General features: G+C 71.4%; 14 protein-coding genes. 7 read left to right on the forward strand and 7 right to left on the reverse strand.

The genetic code is table 11. The features are described 5' to 3' along the window. Together ACSBPG_RS24425 and ACSBPG_RS24430 are read right to left on the reverse strand one after the other, a co-directional pair. Positions 1–94, reverse strand: a 94-nt coding sequence (locus tag ACSBPG_RS24425; RefSeq protein WP_435539922.1) for a hypothetical protein, incomplete at its 3' end; no start/stop codon positions are given. Between the two features lie 100 nt (positions 95–194). Continuing rightward, complete coding sequence (locus tag ACSBPG_RS24430) at positions 195–2,900, reverse strand: PAS-domain containing protein (protein WP_435539841.1); 2,706 nt, start codon at positions 2,898–2,900, stop codon at positions 195–197. A 158-nt stretch (positions 2,901–3,058) separates the two neighbouring features. Between ACSBPG_RS24430 and ACSBPG_RS24435 the strand changes: the two genes are divergently transcribed. After that, positions 3,059–4,774 (forward strand): uracil-xanthine permease family protein, encoded by a 1,716-nt coding sequence (locus ACSBPG_RS24435; protein WP_435539842.1) that lies wholly within the window; start codon positions 3,059–3,061, stop codon positions 4,772–4,774. Positions 4,775–4,913: 139 nt separating this feature from the next. On the opposite strand, the gene ACSBPG_RS24440 is transcribed toward ACSBPG_RS24435, so the two are convergent. Then, positions 4,914–5,951 (reverse strand): Leu/Phe/Val dehydrogenase, encoded by a 1,038-nt coding sequence (locus tag ACSBPG_RS24440; protein ID WP_435539843.1) that lies wholly within the window; start codon positions 5,949–5,951, stop codon positions 4,914–4,916. Between the two features lie 361 nt (positions 5,952–6,312). Between ACSBPG_RS24440 and ACSBPG_RS24445 the strand changes: the two genes are divergently transcribed. The 5 genes from ACSBPG_RS24445 to ACSBPG_RS24465 all read left to right on the forward strand — a co-directional run bounded on the left by ACSBPG_RS24445 (position 6,313) and on the right by ACSBPG_RS24465 (position 11,397). Continuing rightward, a complete protein-coding gene (locus ACSBPG_RS24445) occupies positions 6,313–6,618 on the forward strand; it encodes a hypothetical protein (RefSeq protein WP_435539844.1) in 306 nt (101 codons plus the stop codon). A 286-nt stretch (positions 6,619–6,904) separates the two neighbouring features. Beyond that, entirely contained in the window at positions 6,905–7,888 is a 984-nt protein-coding gene (locus tag ACSBPG_RS24450) for a TRAP transporter substrate-binding protein (protein WP_435539845.1), read from the forward strand. 47 nt (positions 7,889–7,935) lie between these two features. Then, positions 7,936–8,484, forward strand: coding sequence for a TRAP transporter small permease (locus ACSBPG_RS24455; RefSeq protein WP_435539846.1), 549 nt, complete (start codon positions 7,936–7,938; stop codon positions 8,482–8,484). Then, on the forward strand, positions 8,481–9,779 hold the full coding sequence (locus ACSBPG_RS24460) for a TRAP transporter large permease (RefSeq protein ID WP_435539847.1): 1,299 nt from the start codon (positions 8,481–8,483) through the stop codon (positions 9,777–9,779). Before ACSBPG_RS24455 ends, ACSBPG_RS24460 begins: the two co-directional genes overlap by 4 nt. Before the next feature lie 139 nt (positions 9,780–9,918). Then, entirely contained in the window at positions 9,919–11,397 is a 1,479-nt protein-coding gene (locus ACSBPG_RS24465; RefSeq protein ID WP_435539848.1) for a tetratricopeptide repeat protein, read from the forward strand. On the opposite strand, the gene ACSBPG_RS24470 is transcribed toward ACSBPG_RS24465, so the two are convergent. After that, positions 11,372–13,381 carry a methyl-accepting chemotaxis protein gene (locus ACSBPG_RS24470; RefSeq protein ID WP_435539849.1) on the reverse strand — a complete coding sequence of 670 codons (2,010 nt, stop codon included), beginning with the start codon at positions 13,379–13,381 and terminating at the stop codon, positions 11,372–11,374. The genes ACSBPG_RS24465 and ACSBPG_RS24470 overlap by 26 nt on opposite strands. A gap of 353 nt (positions 13,382–13,734) precedes the next feature. Between ACSBPG_RS24470 and ACSBPG_RS24475 the strand changes: the two genes are divergently transcribed. Further along, positions 13,735–15,783 (forward strand): molybdopterin oxidoreductase family protein, encoded by a 2,049-nt coding sequence (locus ACSBPG_RS24475; protein ID WP_435539850.1) that lies wholly within the window; start codon positions 13,735–13,737, stop codon positions 15,781–15,783. Positions 15,784–15,792: 9 nt separating this feature from the next. On the opposite strand, the gene ACSBPG_RS24480 is transcribed toward ACSBPG_RS24475, so the two are convergent. The 3 genes from ACSBPG_RS24480 to ACSBPG_RS24490 all read right to left on the reverse strand — a co-directional run bounded on the left by ACSBPG_RS24480 (position 15,793) and on the right by ACSBPG_RS24490 (position 17,976). After that, positions 15,793–16,824 (reverse strand): GGDEF domain-containing protein, encoded by a 1,032-nt coding sequence (locus ACSBPG_RS24480; protein ID WP_435539851.1) that lies wholly within the window; start codon positions 16,822–16,824, stop codon positions 15,793–15,795. Positions 16,825–16,925: 101 nt separating this feature from the next. Next, positions 16,926–17,408: a pentapeptide repeat-containing protein gene (locus tag ACSBPG_RS24485; protein ID WP_435539852.1), complete on the reverse strand. Its 483-nt coding sequence runs from the start codon at positions 17,406–17,408 to the stop codon at positions 16,926–16,928. A 79-nt stretch (positions 17,409–17,487) separates the two neighbouring features. Further along, the gene (locus ACSBPG_RS24490) at positions 17,488–17,976 is read right to left on the reverse strand and encodes a thioesterase family protein (protein WP_435539853.1); all 489 of its coding nucleotides are present in this window, start codon (positions 17,974–17,976) and stop codon (positions 17,488–17,490) included. Between the last annotated feature and the right edge of the window lie 110 nt (positions 17,977–18,086).

The following is an 18,086-nucleotide window of genomic DNA, read 5'->3' on the forward strand; positions in this document are numbered from 1 at the left end:
CCGCGCCGGACTCGAGCGTGACGTCGACCTCGACCGTCGGGGTGCCGCGGCTGTCGAGGATCTCGCGGGCGTGGATGTCGGTGATGGCGCTCATGCTGGCTTTCCTCCGTGATCGGACGCGCCGCGACTGATAGCCCCTGCAGGGGGGCCTGACAAGGCCGGGCGTGGCATCATCGCCGAATGGCGGACGGACTTCACGCGGCGAACCCTTCCCCGGCGACGACGCGCGGGAAGCGCAGGGTGAAGGTCGTGCCGTGGCCCGGCGCGCTGGCCAGGACGATGCGGCCCTTCAGGGTGCGGGTGACGATGTTGTAGACGATGTTGAGGCCGAGCCCGCTGCCGCCGGCGCTGCGGCTGGTGGTGAAGAACGGCTCGAACACCCGGGCGTGCAGCTCCGCCGGAATGCCGCGGCCGTCGTCGGCGTAGACCAGCTCCACCTCGTCCGGCGTCGGACAGCGCACGGCGATGCGCAGCCGCCCGCTGCTTCCCGGCGCATAGCCGTGGGCGATCGAGTTCATGACGAAGTTGGTCAGCACTTGGCTGAGCGCGCCGGGAAAGCTGTCGACGAGGAGGTCGTCGGGACAGTCCACCTCCACTGTGTGGGCGGCCCGGCGCAGGCGCACGCCGAGGCTGCGCAGCACTTCGTGGATGTAGTCGCGCAGGTCGAAGACGCGGCGCTCCTCGCTCGCCTGGTCGACCGCCATCTGCTTGAAGCTCTGGATCAGCTGGGCGGCGCGGTCGATGTTCATCAGCATGAGCTGCGACACCTCGGCGGCGGTGTCGAGATAGTCGGTGAAGTCGGCCCGGCGCAGCTGGCCGGCCTCGACGGTGTGGCGGATGGCGGCCGTCCGTTCGGCGAGCAGCGACGCGCCCGTCAGCGCGATGCCCACGGGCGTGTTGATCTCGTGGGCGACGCCGGCCACCAGCGAGCCCAGCGCCGCCATCTTCTCGGACTGGATGAGGTGGGCCTGCGCCTCCTTCAGGTCGCGCAGCGCCTGCTCGGCCTGCTCCTTGGCGGTCCGCACCGCGTCCTCGGCGCGGATGCGCTCGGTGATGTCGGTGTGGGAGCCGATCAGCCGCACGGCGCGCCCGCTGTCGTCGGTCACCTTGACGGCACGGGTGTAGAGATAGACGGTGTGCCCCAGCTTGTGGCGGAAACGCTGGACGAGCTGGCAGTCGTCGATGCGGCCGGCCGCGAAGTCGGCGGCCACCCGCAGCGACGCCGCACGGTCCTCCGGGACGATCAGCGCCGACCAACGCTCCAGCGTGTTCTCCGCCTCGTCCTCACCGTAGCCCAGCAGCGCCCACCATTGCGGCGAGAACCAGATCTCGCCGGTGGCCACGTTCCACTGCGAGATGCCTTCGCGGGCGGCACGGATGGCCAGCTCGAACAGCTCGCGGCTGTCGGCCAGCTCGCGCTCGGCGGCCTTGCGGGCGGTCACGTCGGTGTAGGTGGTGACGAAGCCGCCGTCGGGAAGCGCCTGGGTCAGCGTCTCCAGGACGAGGCCGTCGGGGCGCCGCCGCTCGCCGCGCCGCGGCAACGGCCCGGCGATCAGGGTCAGCCGGCCGGCGACCACCTCGTCCAGCGGGCCCGCCCCGTAGCCGCCGCGCTCGGCCACGTGGCGGACGATCTCCTCCAGCGGCTGGCGGAAGCGCGGGAACCCGGTCTCGATGCCCACGAGGTCGAGGGCACGGCGGTTCCAGGCGATCAGCCTGTGTTCGCGGTCGAAGGCCAGCACGCCCTGCCCCAGCCCGTCGAGCACCGCTCGCGACTGCGACCACTGCGCCTCCAGGTCCTGCTCCGCCCGCTTGCGCTCGCTGATGTCGTTGATGCAGGTGAGGATGGAGTCCTCGCCGCGGTAGCGGAAGACGCGGACCGACAGCAGGACCCAGGCCTCCCGCCCGCCGGCGGCGTGCATGCGCGTCTCGAAGGCGTCCACCGCGCCGTTGCCGGCGCGCAGCCGCTCCAGCAGGCGGGCGCGGTCGGCCAGGTCGACGTAGACGTCGGCGGCGCGCGCCGTGCCGGTGGAGGCGATCAGGTCGACGCCGAAGAAGTCGGCGGCCGGCTGGTTGCCCAGCACGAGCACCCCGTCGTCCAGCCGCGTCACCACCAGCGGGAAGGCGATCGCCTCCAGGATGGCGCGCTGCGCCTCCTCGGTGCGGGCGCGATCGGTGACGTCGGTGAAGCGGCGCAGGAAGCCGCCGCCCGGCAACGGCCGATGCCGGGCGTCGACCACCCGCCCGTCCTCGCGGCGGACGCTGTAGTCGAAGCCGTCGTCCCGCCGCATCGCGGCGAGCCGTGCGGCGACTTCCGCCTCGACGTCGTCGACCGGCCCGCCGTCGCCGCGCGCCAGCATGAAACGGACCAGCTCCTCACCCGGGGTGCCGGCCCGCAACAGGTCGGGCGGGAAGCCGAACAGCTCGGCGTAGGGGCGGTTCCAGACCGTCAGCCGCAGGTCGCGGTCGAAGGCGCACACGGCGTCCGACATGGTGTCGAACACGGTTTCCAGGACGGCGTGCTTCTCCTGCGGGGACCGCGCTCCGGCGGGCCTCTCCGGCACCGGGCCGGCATCGGCCGCAGCCGCCGCGGCCTGACGGGCCACGCACAGCACGCTGCCGCCCTCCCCGTCCCCGGCGAGCGCGACGACGAGCCAAGCGCCGTCGCCGCCACGCAGCCGGACGGCCGTGCCGCCGATGAGGTCCCGGACCAGCGCCGCCACCCCCCGCTCCTCCGCGTCCACCAGGACGCCGCGCGCGAGCAGCCGGCCCAGCGTGCCGGCCGCTCCCGGCGCCTCGTCGGACGGCGAGGCGGCGGCCGCGTCCAGGGCGTCGGCCAGCGACGGGCTCGCCCACACCCGGCGGCCTTCAGCGTCGAAGCGGACCAGACCCGCGCCCGCCATCAGCCGTCGCTCCCTGCTCGCGTCCACCGCCCGATCGTGGCCCCTCTACCATACCCGTGCGAAGGTACGGCGCATAGCGTCGACACCAGCAACTTTTGTTCGTCGCCGGACCTGGAAATTGGCTACGCTCGCCGCTCCCGAAGCTGCGTCCAAGCCCCATGAACAACCGTCCGCCCCACCTTCTCTACGCGCTCGACGAACGGCCGCCGGCCCGGTCGATCGCCGTGCTGTCGTTCCAGCACCTGGTGCTGGCCTTGATGTTCATGATCTACCCGGTCATCCTGGCGACCGAACTCGGCCTGGACCAGAGCGCCGCCCTGAGCATGGTCACCATGGCGACCCTGTTCGCCGGCATCGGCACGATCCTGCAATCGAGCCGGTTCGGCTGCGGCTTCCTCGGCGTCATCATCCCCAACCCGATCGTCCTGCCGGCCCTGATCGCCAGCGCCCGCACCGTCGGCGCCGGCGCCGCCTTCGGCACGATGCTGGTGTGCAGCGTCGCCCACATCGCGTTCGCCCGCCTGCTGCCGCGCCTGCGCAGCTATTTCCCCCCCGAGGTGTGCGGGGTGGCGGTGATGATGCTCGGCGTCTCGCTGATCGCCGGCGGCCTCGACCGCTTCACCGGCTTCGACGAGGCGGCCCGGACCGTCGACCCGCGGGCCCTGGCCGCCGGCCTGGCGACGCTGTTCTGCATCATCGTCCTCACGGTGTGGGCCAAGGGGTCGATGCGGCTCTACGCCGTGCTGATCGGCTGCGCCGTCGGCTACGCCGTGGCCGCCGCCCTGGGGCTGGTCGGGCCGGAGGTCCTGCAGGCGCTGGCGGACGCGCCGCCGCTGTCGCTGCCGACGCCGCGCATCCCCGATCTCGGCTTCAGCCTCTCCGTGCTGCCGCCGCTGCTCGTCGCCACCCTGATCTCGATGATGGATTCGGTGGGCTGCATCATCACGCTGGACAAGATGAACACCGCCCACTGGGCGCGCAGCGACATGCCGATGCTGAGCCGCGGGCTGGTCGCCGACGGCGCCACCAACGTCCTGGCGGCGGGCACCGGCACCCTCGGCTCGGGATTCTCCTCCGCCAACATCGGCCTGGAGTTCGCCTCCAGCGTGACGTCGCGGGTGGTCGGCATCGCCACCGGCGTGCTGCTCATCGTCGCCGCCTTCGTGCCCAAGCTGACGACGCTGCTGATCCTGATGCCGCGGCCGGTGATCGGCGCCGTGCTGGTGTTCACCGCCGCCTGCCTGATCACCGCGGGCATGGAGCTGATCATGTCGCGCCTGCTGAACGAGCGGCGCATGCTGATGATCGGCATCTCCACCATCCTCGGCCTGTCGGTGGCCGCCCTTCCCGGCCTCTACAGCACCGTGCCGGCCTGGGCCGCGCCGCTGGTCGGGTCGGAGCTGACGGTGGCGGCGGTCGCCGCGCTGGTGCTGAACATGATCTTCCGCATCGGCGTCGCCCAGCGCACCCGGTTCACCTACGAGGCCGGGCGCACGCCGCTGGCCGACGTGTACCAGTTCATGGAGGACCAGGGCGGAGCCTGGGGCGCCCGGCGCGAGGTGCTGCAGCGCGCCACCCTCGGCCTCGTCGAGGCGCTGGAGATGGTGACCCACGGCGGCCTGGCGAAAGGGCCCGTCGCCGTCGAGGCGACCTTCGACGAACTGAACCTCGACCTGCGCCTCGTCTATCCGGGAGCGCCGCTGGCGCTGAAGGAGGCGCCGGTCGACCTGGAATCCCTGCTCGACGCCGACGACCATGCCATCGACGCCGCCATGCGCTCGGTGTCGGTGGGCCTGATCGCCCGCTCCGCCGACCGGGTTTCCAGCGCGGCCCGCGGCGCCGAGGCGTCGCTGCTGCTGCACTACGACCACTGAGCGGGCCCGCCCCGCGGCTGCACCGCGGGGCGGGCGGGGCGGCGGTCCGCCGCCGTTCAGGCCGCCGGCTTCAGGGCGGGCGCCGGCAAGGGGCCGGCCCGGATCCCGGCCGTCTCCCGCCGTCTCCCGGCCGTCTCCCTCAGGCGGCCGCCAGGCGCTCCTCGGCCATGCGGTCGGCGGCGGCGCCCGTCGGCACGCCGTCGCGGGCGGCGCGGGCGAAGACGTCCGCCAGGGTGCGCTCGATGCGGGCGACGTGCGCGTACGCCCGGGCGCGGTCGTAGCCGCCGGCGACCCGTTCGTGATGGACGTTGACGAGGCCGCCGGCGTTGATGATGTAGTCCGGCGCGTAGAGGATCGAACGCTCGGCCAGCCGGACGCCGTGGCGGGGTGCCGCCAGCTGGTTGTTGGCCGCCCCGGCGACCACCGACACCCGCAGCCGCTCCACCGTGTCGTCGTTGACCACGGCGCCCAGCGCGCACGGCGCGAAGACGTCGGCGTCGACGTCGTAGATGGCGTCCGCCGCCACCGGGACGGCCGCGAACTCGTCGGCGACGCGGGCGACGCTCTCGGCACGGATGTCGGTGACGAAGAGGCGCACGCCCTCCTCGTGCAGGTGGCGGCACAGGTGGTAGCCGACATGGCCCAGCCCCTGGACCGCCACCTTCAATCCGGCCAGGTCGTTGCGCCGCAGCCGGTGGTTCACCGCCGCATGGATGCCGCGCCACACGCCGTGCGCCGTGGCCGGCGACGGGTCGCCGCCGCCCTCGGCGAGGCCGGAGACGAACCCCGTCTCGCGGCGCACCTCGGCCATGTCGGCCGGGCTGGTGCCGACGTCCTCGGCGACGATGTAGCGGCCGCCCAGCCGCTCCACCGCACGGCCCAGCGCCCGCATCAGCTCGGGCGACTTCGGCCGCGCCGGGTCGGCCAGCACCACCGACTTGCCGCCGCCGTAGGGCAGGTCCGCCATGGCCGCCTTGTAGGTCATCCCGCGCGACAGGCGCAGCACGTCGGTCACGGCCGCTCGCTCGTCGGCGTAGTGCCAGTAGCGGCAGCCGCCCAACGCCGGGCCGCGGCGCGTGTCGTGGATGGCGATGATGGCCTTGAGGCCGCTGTCGGGGTCGCTGGCGAAAACGACCTGCTCGTGCCGGTCGAACCCATCCGCCTCGAATACGGGCATGCGCAACCTCCATGTGCAGGCAGCCTGCGCCGCCGCGCAGCGCTGCGACAAATTGTCCCTGTACTAGGTATTTGGTGGGATTGACGAGTTTCAATGAATCGGGCAGATAGCCCCCAAAAGAAGATCGAATATGGCGCGAAAGAAAAGACGGCGGAATGAACCCACCGTCCCGCAGACCAGAGACGCAACGATATGACTCCCGACCGGGCGCGATCCACCGCTGTGGGCGGCACATCACCCGTTCGTTGTCGTTCTTTTTGAGCGGTGCCCCCGCCGACGGGGGTGGTCGACACTAAAAGGCCGGCCTGCGAAAGCGTCCTTGCAGAGCGGGTCGACGAAACGGCGTCGGAGGAGGATCACCATGAACGAACCGGCACGGCGGACGCACGATGCGGCGTGCCGCGACGCCCTCGCCCACATGGGCGACCGGCTGGAACGGCTGAGGCGTTCGGTCGAACGCCTGGAGCCGGCCGGGCGGGCCGAGCTGGAGCGCGTCCTCGACGCCCTGCGCGGCCGGCGCAACCGCGCCATGGCCAGGGTGGAAGCGGCGCGCCAAGCCAGCCCCGAGGCCTGGCCCTTCACCCGCGCCGGCGCCGATCAGGCGATCGGCGACCTTGCCGGCGCCTTGGAGGAACTGGAAGCGCGGGTCTCGCGGGCCGCCGCCTGACGCACGCAGTGCGTGTGGTAATACCAGACGCGAAAAGGCCTGTTCGGCACCTGAATTTGTTGTATACCGAAGGGGGCGCCGGTCAGCATCGCGCTGCCGGTATACCATGCTTCACTAATGGACGGGGCCCCGATGACAGCATCGACGATCGCTGTTCTGATGATCGGCGTCGATGCGCCCGGCGGTGGTTCCCGGCGTCCGCGCCTCCATCGGAACGGGCGCACCGGTGGCCGCTCCTCACCCTGCGGCGGCCCCCCACAACAATCGACGAAATCGGAGGAATGACATGCGGATCCTGCTCGCCGCCGTCGCGGCGCTCGGTCTGATGAGCGGCACCGCCCTCGCCCAGAAGCCCATCCTCATCAAGTTCAGCCACGTGGTGGCCGACAGCACGCCCAAGGGCCAGGGTGCGCTGATGTTCCAGAAGCTCGTGGACGAGCGGCTGGGCGGCAAGGTCAAGGTGGAGGTCTACCCGAACTCGCAGCTGTACGGCGACTCCAAGGAGATGGAGGCGCTGGCGCTCGGCGACGTCCAGCTCATCGCGCCGTCGCTGTCGAAGTTCGACCGCTACACCAAGCAGCTCCAGGTGTTCGATCTGCCGTTCCTGTTCCAGGACATCCAGGCGGTCGACCGCTTCCAGGGCAGCGAGACCGGCAAGAAGCTGCTGAAGTCCATGGAGAAGAAGGGCTTCATCGGCCTCGGCTACTGGCACAACGGCATGAAGCAGCTGTCGGCCAACAAGAAGCTGCTGACGCCGGAGGACGCGTCGGGCATGAAGTTCCGCGTGCAGAACTCCGACGTGCTGGTCTCCCAGTTCCAGGCGGTCGGCGGCGTGCCGCAGAAGATGGCCTTCGCCGAGGTCTACCAGGCGCTGCAGACCGGCACCGTCGACGGCGCCGAGAACCCCTGGTCGAACATCTACTCGCAGAAGTTCTATGAGGTGCAGAAGTACATCACCGAGTCGAACCACGGCGTGCTCGACTACATGGTGGTCACCAACACCGACTTCTGGAACGGCCTGCCCAAGGACATCCGCGCCCAGCTCGAAACCATCATGGACGAGGTGACGGTCGCGGTGAACAAGATGGCCGACGACATCAACATGCGCGACAGGCAGCGGATCGCCGAAAGCGGCAAGACCGAGATCCTGCAGCTCACGCCGGAGCAGCGCAAGGCCTGGGTCAAGGCGATGCAGCCGGTGTGGAAGCAGTTCGAGGGCGACATCGGCGCCGACGTGATCGCCGCGGCGCAGACCGCCAACGGTTCGTAACCTTCGGGCCCGCAAGAAACCCAACGGACAAGGAGCCTCGGGGCACGATGTTCGGGCGACTCTTCGCCCGCCTGGAGGAGGTGCTGATCGCCCTCCTCCTGGCAGGGATGACGCTGCTGACCTTCCTCCAGGTCGTGCTGCGCTACGGCTTCAACTCCGGCCTGCTGTGGGCCCTGGAAGCGACGACGTACATGTTCGGTTGGCTCGTGCTGATCGGCATCTCCTACGGCGTGCGCGTCAGCGCCCACATCGGCATCGACATGGTCATCAAGCTGGTGCCGCCCTACGCCCGCCGCCTCGCCGGCATGGCGGCGGTGTCCTTGAGCATGCTCTACGCCGCGCTGATGGCGTACGGCAGCTACCTCTACATCGACAAGCTCCACACCATCGGCGTCGAGGCGCAGGACATTCCGGTGGAGCGCTGGATCCTCGACATCATCCTGCCGATCGGCTTCGGCCTGCTGTTCATCCGCCTCGGCCAGGTGCTGCTCGGCATCCTCACCGGCCGGCGCGAAGGGTTCGAGCTGGCCGACGAAGCGGCCGACCTGCTGCGCGAGCAGGGCTTGACCGACCGCGAAGGGGAGCCGCAGCGATGACCACCGCGTTCCTCTTCATCGCCCTGTTCGTCTTCCTCTTCATGGGCATGCCGATCGCCATCGCGCTCGGCCTGTCGTCGCTGCTGACCCTGCTGTTCTTCGCCCAGGACTCGCTGGCCTCGCTGTCGATCAAGTTCTGGCAGACCACCGAAGCCTACACGCTGCTGGCCATCCCCTTCTTCGTGCTGGCGGGTGCCTTCATGACCACGGGCGGCGTGGCGCGGCGCATGATCAGCTTCGCCCAGGCCTGCGTCGGCCACCTGCACGGCGGCCTCGCCATCTCGTCGGTGCTGGCCTGCATGCTGTTCGCCGCCGTGTCCGGCTCGTCCCCGGCGACGGTCGTGGCGGTCGGCTCGATCGTCATCGCCGGCATGGAGCGCAACGGCTACACCAAGGAGTTCGCGGCGGGCGTGGTCTGCAACGCCGGCACGCTCGGCATCCTCATCCCGCCCTCCATCGTCATGGTGGTCTACGCCGCGGCGACGGAAAGCTCCATCGGCCGGCTGTTCATGGCCGGCATCATACCCGGCATCGTCCTCGGCCTGATGCTGATGGTGGCGATCTACGTCGCCGCCCGCATGAAGGGGCTGCCGCGCCAGCCGCGGGCCGGCGCGCGCGAGCTGTTCGACAGCGGCCGCAAGGCGATTTGGGGCCTGCTGCTGATCGTCATCATCCTCGGCGGCATCTACGGCGGCGTGTTCACGCCGACCGAGGCGGCGGCCGTCTCGGCGATCTACGCCGCGATCGTGGCGCTGTTCATCTACCGCGACATGAGCGTCAAGGACCTGCCCCGGGTGCTGGTCGACAGCGGCAGGGTCACGGTGATGCTGATGTTCATCATCGCCAACGCCTTCCTGTTCGCCCACGTCCTGACGACCGAGCAGATCCCCCAGGCGCTCGCCCGCGAGATCACCGAGGCCGGCCTGTCGCAATGGCAGTTCCTGCTGGCGGTCAACCTGATCCTGCTGCTCGCCGGCAACTTCATGGAACCGTCGGCCATCGTCCTGATCCTGGCGCCGATCCTGTTCCCCATCGCCATCCAGCTCGGCGTCGACCCCATCCATTTCGGCGTCATGATGGTGGTGAACATGGAGATCGGCATGGTCACCCCGCCGGTCGGCCTCAACCTGTTCGTCACCTCCGGCGTCACCGGCATGAGCATCTCCCACGTGGTCCGGGCGGCGCTGCCCTGGCTGATGATCCTGCTGACGTTCCTGGTGCTGGTCACCTACGTGCCGATCATCAGCACCTTCCTGCCCGACCTGATGTTCGGCAAGGACACCTTCATTCGGTGACCGCCGGGACGGGGCGCCGCGCCGGCGCCCCGCCCCCTCTCGCCGGAGGGGCGGACGTGCCGGTGCGGCGGCGATGACGACGCCCATGCCCGGCCGCCGGGCGTACCGCCCCGCCGCCGGATGCCCTATGGTGCCGGCCATGACGGACATCAAGGACCTGTTCGCGCGGGCGATCGCCCGCCACAACGCCGGGGCGTGGGAGGAGGCGGCGGCTCTGTACGGCCGCGTGCTCGCGCTGGCGCCGGCCAACGCCGGCGTCCTCGGCAACCACGGCGCGGCGCTGCAGGCCGGCGGCGATCCTGCGGCGGCGGCCGCCGTCTTCGGCCGGGCCGCCCGCAGCGCGCCGGACCAGCCCGGCCCCTGGTTCAACCTGGGCAACGCCCGCCGCACGCTCGGCGACGACGCGGGCGCCACCGCCGCGTTCCGCCGCGCCGTCGCCGCCCGTCCCGATCACCCCGGCGCCGTCCTGGCCCTCGGCGACCGTCTGCTCGCCGCCGACCGGCTGGAGGAGGCGGAGCGCTGGCTGGAGCGTGCCACGGCGATGCAGCCGGCGAACGCCGCGGCCCTCTACCGGCTCGGCCGCACCCGCCAGCGCCGCGGCCAGGTGGCCGCCGCCGAGGCGCCGCTGGAGGCGGCCCTGGCGGCCAAGCCGGACCTGCTGGCCGCCGCCGAGGCGCTGGCCGAATGCCGTTTTCTGCTGGACGATTTCGTCGGCGGGGCGGCCCGCTTCCACCGCTACCAGAACGCCGACTCGGCGTGGCTGGCGAAGCTGCGGGTGCCCGGTCCGGTCGACCGGCTCGCCCCCGGCGCACGGCTGCTGATGGTCGCCGATTCCGGGTTCGGCGACACCCTGCAGCTGGTCCGCTACGCCGCCTGGTTCGCGGCACGCGGCCACTGGGTGGCGGTCGAATGCCAGAGCGCGCTGGTGCGCCTGGCGGGCCGCGCCGCCGGCGTGTCGCTGGCGATGGCGGTCGGCGGGGAGCGTCCGCCGGTCGATGCGGTCGTGCCGCTGCACAGCCTGCCGCACCTCGCCGGCGTCGGTCCGGACGAGTTGCTCCCTTTCCTGCCCTGCCTGACGGCGGAGCCGGAACTGGCCGACGCGTGGCGCCGCCGCCTGGAGGCGGAGGCCGGCGGGGCGCTCAGGGTCGGGGTGGTGTGGGCAGGGGCACCGGACGGCGCCGCCAACCGTGGCCGCTCGCCCCGCCTGCGGCCCCTGCTGCCCCTGCTGGAACTGCCGGGCGTCCGCTTCTTCGGCCTGCAGTTGGGCGACGGCCGGCACGATCTCGACGGCACGATGCTGCCCGGCGCCTTCTCCGACCTCGGCCCGGAGATCGCCGACTTCGCCGACACCGCGGCGATCCTGACGGGGTTGGACCTGCTGGTGACCTCCGACACGTCGGTCGCCCATCTCGCCGGCGGCCTCGGTGTGCCGATGTCGGTGCTGCTGCCGTGCGTGCCGGCGTGGCGCTGGGGGCTGGAGGGCACCACGACGCCGTGGTACCCCACCGCCCGCCTCTACCGCCAACCCTCCTGGGGGGACTGGGAGACGCCGGTCGGCCGCCTCGCGGCCGACCTGCGACGGCGCGCCGGGGTCAGCCGGCGCGGACCTGGAGGATGAAGCGGTCGACCTCCTGGGACAACCGCTCGGCGTCGCGCGACAGCTGCTTGGCGGCTTCGAGGGCGACCTCGGCGGCCGATCCCGTGCCGTCGGCGACCTGTTGGACGCCGCCGACGTTGCGCGAGATCTCCTCGGTTCCGTCGGCCGCCTGGTGGACGTTGCGGGCGATCTCGCGGGTCGCCGCGTCCTGCTCCTCCACCGCCGCGGCGATGGTGGTGGAGAAGGCGTTCACCTGGCCGATCACCTCGGCGATCTCGGCGATGGCGCCGACCGCGCCGCGGGTGGCGTCCTGCATGCCGGTGATCTGCGAGGCGATCTCCTCGGTCGCCTTCGCGGTCTGGTTGGCGAGCGATTTCACCTCGCTGGCCACCACGGCGAAGCCCTTGCCGGCCTCGCCGGCGCGCGCCGCCTCGATCGTGGCGTTCAAGGCCAGCAGGTTGGTCTGGCTGGCGATCGAGTTGATCAGCTCGACCACGTCGCCGATGCTCTTGGCCTGGTCGGCCAGGGTCTGCATGCTGCGCGACGTGGTCTCGGCCCGCTGCGCCGCCTGACGGGCCACATCGTTGGACTGGGTGACCTGGCGCGAGATCTCGGAGATCGAACTGGTCATCTCCTCCGCCGCGGTGGCGACGGTCTGCACGTTGGCGGAGGCCTGCTCGGCCGCCGCCGCGACGCTGGCGGCGCGCGACCGTCCCTCTTCGGCCATGTGCGTCAGGCGCTGGGAGTTCTCCTGCATCTGGCCGGCGGCGGCGGAGACCTGGGTGACGATCGCCTTGACGCTGCTCTCGAACCCGTCGGCGAGACGGCGCAGGGCGTCGCGCTTCTCCTCCTCGGCGCGTGCCTCGGTGCGCTTCATCTCCTCCTCCAGCGCGCGCTGGTGCAGCAGGTTGTCCTTGAACACCTGGACCGCCCCGGCCATCCGGCCGATCTCGTCGCGGCGTCCCGTCGCCGGCACGTCGAGGTCGGCGTCGCCGCGCGCCAGACGCTCCATGGCGGCCGTCATCGCCACCACGGGGTGGGCGATGCCGCGGCCGATCAGCCAGGCCAGCAGGAGGGCCAGCAGCACCGCCGCCGGGGTGAGCACCAGCGCCGCGGCCTCCGACCGTGTCGCGGCGGCCGTCGCCTCCTCCTGGTAGGCGGTGCGCAGGGCGGCCGCGGACTTGCCGAGCTCGGCCAGCGTCTTCGCCATCGCGGCGCCTCCCGGCCCCAGCGTCGTCGCGCGGATCTCCTCCACGCGGACGACCGTTGCCTCGAGTTCGCGCAGATCCTCAGCGACGTCGCGCAGCAGCGCGGCGGCGTCGCTGGCGCGCTGCGCCTGCTCGCCGGCGAGCGGGACGGCCGACGCGTCCGTCATCGCCTTGACCGCTTGGTCGACGTACTTGTGCACGGTTTCGAACGTGTAGGAGGCGTCCCCGGCGAGAATGCGCGACACCAGGATGCGCACGGTCCACACGGATTCGGCGACCCGGGCGTAGGCCGCGGCGCCGGCCGGGTCGCCGGCCGCCTCCTGGCCTTCGCGGATCGCCAGGAGGAGGCCGCGCAGCTTGGAGCCGGCGTCGTACAGCACCTCCTTGGTCAGGACCTCACGGCGCAGGCGATCCTTGGCCATCGCCTCGGTGCCGCTGGTGTAGCGGTCGAGAACGGCGAGCAGTTCGTCGGCCAGCCGCCGGTTCTCCTCGGACGTCACCATGCCGCGCACCCCGACCAGCTCCTCGCGCGCCTCGCCCAGCGCCTTGCGGATCTCCGGCAGATCGCCCTCCTGGCCGGTGTAGGTGAACCGCAGCGCGACGAACCGCGCCTTCAGGATCGCGCTCTCGACGCCGGCGATGGCGTCGCCGATCTCCGCCTGACGGGCGAACCCGGTCAGCCGCGTCTTGGAGTACGAGGTCTCGGTCCAGGATATGCCGCCGAGGATTGCCAGCAGCGCGACGACGACGGCAAACCCCAGCGCGATCCTTGTGCCAACCTTCAGATTAGCAAACATTCGTTCCCCCATCCCATGCACGAAGTCAATGGGTTCATCCATCACTGGAGTTCCGGCACCGAAGTCACCGCTCGATCCGGGATTACTCTTCAGTTTCTCCTGATATAACATGATAAATGCGCTTCATCAATTTTGTTTTACTGTTACTTTCTGGCGCCTCGTTTGACATTTGGTCACATATCGGGATATATACGTTCGATTACTTGGTAATTTTCCTTCGCGCAACGGCGCCATTGTTTCTTCGCAGGCGAATTTTCTGTCCGGCCCGTCGCCGCCCCAGCGGTCAGCCGCGCATTGCCGAGCCGGGCCGTCGGACATAGAGTGCAGCGTCGTCCCGCCGCCGGAGCCGAACCGTGAGCGAGTATCTTCCCAGCGCCTGTCCGCACGACTGCCCCAGCACCTGCGCGCTCGAGGTGGAGCGGCTGGCCCCCGACCGCATCGGCAAGGTGCGGGGGGCGGCCGCCAACAGCTATACGGCCGGCGTCATCTGCGCCAAGGTCGCCCGCTACGCCGAGCGGGTGCACAACCCGGACCGGGTGCTGAGGCCGCTGCTGCGCACCGGTCCGAAGGGCGCCGGGCAGTGGGCCGAGATTGGCTGGGACGAGGCGCTGGACCGCCTCGCCGACGCCTTCCTGGCGGCCGAGCGCCGCTACGGCCCGGAGGCGGTCTGGCCCTACTACTACGCCGGGACCATGGGGCTGGTGCAGCGCGGCTCGATCCAGCGCCTGCGCCACGCCAAGGGCTATTCGCGCCAGTATTCCACGGTGTGCGACACGCCGGCCAACATGGGGTGGCTCGCCGGCCACGGCGCCATCCGCGGCGCCGACCCGCGCGAGATGGCGGACAGCGACCTGATCGTCAACTGGGGCGGCAACCCGGTGGCGACCCAGGTCAACGTGATGACCCACGTCGCCCGCGCCCGCAAGGCGCGCGGCGCCAAGCTGGTCACCGTCGATCCCTACCGCACCGGCACGGCGGAGGTCTCCGACCTGCACCTGATGCCGCGCCCCGGCACCGACGGGGCGCTGGCCTGCGCGGTGATGCACGTGCTGTTCGCCGAAGGCCTGGCCGATCGCGCCTATCTCGCCCGTTACGCCGCCGGCACCGAACGGCTGGAGGCCCACCTGGCGAGCCGCACGCCGCAGTGGGCGGCGGCGATCACCGGCCTCAGCGCCGAGGCGATCGTCGACTTCGCCCGCCTCTACGGGCGGACCAAGCGCAGCTATCTGCGGCTCGGCTACGGGCTGACGCGGGCCGTCAACGGGGCGGCGCAGATGCACGCGGTGTCCTGCCTGCCCGTGGTCAGCGGGGCGTGGGCGCACAAGGGCGGCGGCGCCCTCTACTGCTCGAGCGGCATCTACCGCATCGACCGCACCCTGGCGGAGGGACTGGACCGCCTCGACCCCTCGGTGCGGGCGCTGGAGCAGACCCGCATCGGCGCGGTGCTCACCGGCGATCCCGAGGCCCTCAGGGGCGGCCCGCCGGTCACCGCGATGCTGGTGCAGAACACCAACCCGGCGGCGATCTGCCCGGACCTCGGCCAGGTCGTCCGGGGGCTGAAGCGCGACGACCTGTTCGTCGCCGTCCATGAGCAGGTGATGACCGACACGGCACGGCTGGCGGACCTGGTGCTGCCCGCCACCACCTTCCTCGAGCACGACGACCTCTACCGCGGCGGCGGCCAGATGCACATCCTGGTCGGCCGCAAGGTGATCGAGCCGCAGGGGGAGGCGCGCGAGAACCACTGGGTCAACGCCGAGATCGCCCGGCGCGTCGGTGCCGAGCACCCCGGCTTCGCCATGACCGCCTGGGAGGTGGTCGACGCCATGCTCAAGGCCTCCGGCCTGCCCGACGCCGAGACCCTGCACGCCGAGCGCTGGCTGGACGTCCAGCCCGACTTCGAGACGTCGCACTTCCTCAAGGGTTTCGCCTTCGCCGACGGACGCTTCCGCTTCGCCCCGGACTGGGCGGCACTGGGGCCGTTGGAGGGCTGTCCGGAGCTGCCGGACCACATGCCCCCCGGCAGCCCGACCGACGCCGCGCACCCGTTCCGCCTGATCACCCCGCCGGCCCGCCAGTTCCTCAACACCAGCTTCAACGAGACGCCGACCGCCCGCAAGCGCGAGGGACGGCCGACCGCGCTCCTCCACCCCGACGACGCCGCCATGCTGGACGTCGCCGACGGCGCGGCGGTGCGCCTGGGCAACCGCCTGGGCGCCGTCACCCTCCACGCCCGCCATTTCGACGGCGTGCAGCGGGGCGTCGTGGTGGCGGAGGGGATCTGGGACGGCGCCTGCTTCCCCGAAGGCGTCGGCATCAACGCGCTCACCTCGCCCGCCCCGATCCCGCCGGCCGGCGGGGCCGCGTTCCACGACACCGCGGTGTGGGTGCGGCCGGTGTAGGTTACGCCGTTACGCCGCCCCTTCGCCGCACACGCGGTTGCGGCCGCCGCGCTTGGCGGCGTAGAGCGCGGCGTCGGCGCGGCGCACCAGGTCGGCCAGCGGCTCGCCGGGCCGCCACTGCGCCGCCCCGACCGACAGCGTGACGGCGCCGTAGCTGACGCTGCGCGCCTTGTTGACGATCTGCCGGCTGCCCACCGAGACACGGACCTGCTCGGCCACCTTGAGCGCGTTGTCCAGCCCGGTGCGCGGCAGGATGATGGCGAACTCCTCCCCGCCGTAGCGCGCCGCGGTGTCGCGGCCCTTGATGCAGTCGGTCAGCACCCGCGCCACGAGGCGCAGCACGTGGTCGCCCACCAGGTGGCCGTGGGTGTCGTTGAACCGCTTGAAATGGTCGATGTCGACCATCAGCAGCGACAGCGGCAGCCCGTCATGGCCCGCCTCCTGGGCCGCCGCCGCCAGGGTGGCGTCGAACGCCTTGCGGTTGGCGATGCCGGTGAGCCCGTCGGTCATCGCCTCGCGCCGTGCGGTGTCGAGGCTGACCCGCATTTCGGCGAGCTGCTGGGTGGAGTCCAGGAGCTGCGACTGCAGGCGCGTCTGGCGGTCGGCGATGGCGGTGGTCTCCGCCGCGATGGCGGCGATCACCGCCCGCAGATCGTCGAGCGACATCGGCTGCTCCAGCTCGCCCCGGAAGCCGGCCAGCGCGTTGCCGTAACGGTTGGTCTCGCTGCCGACGGTGCTCAGCATCTCGAGGATCTTGCCGAGCGCCATGCGGGCGCGCTCGCTGGTCTCGCGGATCGCCTGGGCCTCGGCGTCGAGCGTGAAGAAGCGCTTGAACAGCTCGTCGCAATGGGCCTGGCTCAGCATTCCCCCGTCGCGGCGGGCGAGGTCGATGGCCCGCGTGAGGTCGGGAAAGTGGCCGCTGTGATAGGCGTACCACAGCGTGAAGTTCTCCGGGTTGGGCGGCAGCCGTTCCGCCCGCATGCGCTCCATGGCCTGCTCCGCCAGGGCGCTCGCCCGCTCAAAGTCGTCGCTGTAGGCCAAGGTCCGCTCCCCCGCACCCGGGACGTCGAGGCCACGCTACCCAGGCACTCCCGGACGCGGCAACAGGCCTTTCGGCGGACGCCCGTGCCGGCGGCGGTGCTTCAGTAGCACTGGCCCACTGAGTTCTCCGCGCACACCCGCTTGCCGTCGATCCAGATGGCGCCGGACAGGTTGGCACGGCGCAGGTCGGCGCCGCCGAGCTTGGCGCCGGTGAAGTCGGCCCCCTTGAGGTTGGCGTCCACCAGCTTGGCGTTGCGCAGGTCGGCCTCGCGGAAGCTGGCGCCGGCGAGGTCGGCCCGGGTGAAATCCGCCTCGATCAGCCGTGCCCTGTCGAAGGTGACCTCGGGCAGGCCAGCGCTCATGAACTTGGCGCGGTAGCCGTCGGCCTCGGTGAGGTTCGCCCCCGTCATGCCGGCCCGCTGGAAGGTGGCGTCCCGCAGCATCGCCCCCGTGAGGTCGACGCCGGCCAGATCGCGCCCGTCGAAATAGCAGCGCCGCCAGTTGACCTCGGGCTGCGCCGGGTCGGTGCACTCCGCCGACACCGGGGCCGCCGTGAGCAACGCCGCCGCCAGCGCTGCCGCCATGACTACAATCCTGTTCATGGGACAACAGATAGGCAGAAAGGGCGGCGATGCCAATCCGAAAAGGGTACCCTGCCCGTGCTCACCGGACGTTCGGCCGCATGGCGACGGCGCGGCCGGACTGGACCGGCCGCGGCAGGGCGGCGTGGGCCGCGGCGGCGGCCTCGAACCGGCTCCGCGCCGCGGCCGGCAGCGGCGCCGCGCGGCGGTCGGCGAGGTCGACGTGCAGCAGCATGAATTCGGCGGTGGCGGCGAGAAACCCGTCGTCGGCGTGGTGCATCTCGTGGAACAGCTGCACCCGCTTGGCGTCGACGCCGAGGACGCGCGACGAGAAGCGCAGCCGGTCGCCCTGGGTGACCTCGCGGGCGTAGGTCAGGTGCGCCTCGACCACGAACATCGACCCCGCGCCGGACTCGGCGTAGGCCCGCCCCACCCCGAAATGGTCGAGCACGGCGTCGGTGGCGTGGTCGAACGCCAGCAGATAGTAGGCCACGTTCATGTGGCCGTTGTAGTCGATCCAGTCCGGGAGGACGGTTTCCCGGTGAAGCTCGAGGGGCGCGGCATCGGTCATGGCGGTGAGGATACGCGAGCCGGGTCGGCCGGGGAACCGGACGGGCGCCCTAGGACGAAGGTCCGAAGCGCCCGCCGCGGGGGACGACGGTCCCGCGGCGGGCCTGTGCA

Origin of the sequence: Azospirillum sp. ST 5-10 (assembly GCF_051225715.1) — a bacterium.
Taxonomy (GTDB): domain Bacteria; phylum Pseudomonadota; class Alphaproteobacteria; order Azospirillales; family Azospirillaceae; genus Azospirillum.